The organism is Flavobacterium bomense (genome assembly GCF_003970355.1).
In genome coordinates, this window is record NZ_RYDJ01000087.1 from 1 (window position 1) to 1,528 (window position 1,528).

At 31.2% G+C, this 1,528-nt stretch carries 2 protein-coding genes; both read right to left on the bottom strand.

Features of this window, described 5'->3' with window-relative positions:
- Positions 1–96 precede the first annotated feature (96 nt).
- Positions 97–660 (bottom strand): glycosyltransferase family 2 protein, encoded by a 564-nt coding sequence (locus EKL98_RS15725; protein WP_126563125.1) that lies wholly within the window; start codon positions 658–660, stop codon positions 97–99.
- The coding region (locus EKL98_RS15730; protein WP_126563126.1) for a glycosyltransferase family 2 protein at positions 653–1,528 on the bottom strand (876 nt) is incomplete at its 5' end. The genes EKL98_RS15730 and EKL98_RS15725, both read right to left, overlap by 8 nt.

Sequence of the window (1,528 nt, forward strand, 5' to 3'; positions counted from 1 at the left end):
CATATCTTTATGAGTTAGACCATCAATATTTATCCTATATAATGCTAATACTTCATTAATATGTACAGCTTTACAATCTTTATAAAACAAACTTACTCACATAATCCAGTCTTCTTTTGCCCCTAACTCTTCAGGAAATTTAAAATTTTGAAATAATGTTTTTTCAAATAAACCACAATGAATTGGTATTGTAAAAGTATCATCCCATTTATAAAGTATGCTGTCAAAATTAAAGAATTCGTCTTTTAAGATTCCAGAATTAAGCATAGGCTCTTCAACTTTATTAATAAACCTTCTAAAATTAGATATTGCTATTTTTACATTATTATCAAATGCTTCCTGAAGCATATTTATCGATAATTCTAATTTGGTATTAGCAATCCAATCATCCGAATCCAAAAACTGGATATACTCCCCTTTTACTGCTTCTAAACCCGCATTCCTAGCACTACTCAACCCGCCATTTTCTTTTTTCAAACAAACAAATCGACTGTCTTTTGATACCCATCTTTGGGCCACCTCTTCCGTATGGTCTGTACTGCCGTCATTGACGATGATGCATTCCCAATCAATGTAGGTCTGGTCTAAAACCGATTGCAAAGCCTCATCCAAAAATTGAGCTTGGTTATAGCAGGGAACGATGATGGAGACTTTAGGCATTTAACAAATGATTTAAAAACTTCTTGGTTATTTTCGTTCCAAGAAAATAGTTGATAATTTTATAAAAAGGGGCATAGAATCGCTTATCCAAATAACGACAATTTTCATTTATAACAAAATAAAAATCTGATTTTGTATAAATTCTTCCATTATACTGTTTTCTGAATACTTTCTTTATAGCGCTTAAAAGTATTGGTTTTGCTTCAGAATTATTTTGTAGCAAATCAAAAAAGACCTCAGGGAGTTGTTTATTGGCTAATTTATCTTGACTAGTAGAAGATTCTCCGTGAACTCTATAAGAAGCTAATATTTTACCAGAACCGTAAAAAACGAAACCACTAATTAACATCTTTAACCACAAATGATAGTCTTCGGCAAGAGGAATTTCTTTTTTTTCAGTAAAGCCATTAACAAATTTTATCCTTTCCTTTTTAACTAATACAGTAAGGGTAGGAATTCTATTGCCATCAAGAAAATGTTTCAATGCTTCCTCACCTCTAAAAATTTGGTTAAGAGTATTCATCTTTCTACTTCTATCGAAAACATTATCATTATTAAAAATATAAGAATCTGAAAAAACTAAATCTACATTTTCCTCTTTGATTTCTTGCAATTGAATTTCTAATTTTTCTGGTAACCATAAATCATCAGCATCCAAAAATGCTATATACGAACCACTTGCTTTAGTGATTCCTAAATTTCTTGCTTTACCTTGTTTTCCGTTTTCTTGGTAAAAACTCTTTATACGACCCTCTTGATTGCTATTGTTTGCTATTATGGATGAAGTTGCATCAGTAGAACCATCATCAACAATAATCAATTCCCAGTCAGTATATGTTTGTGCAATTACAGAATTGATAGCCTCCTG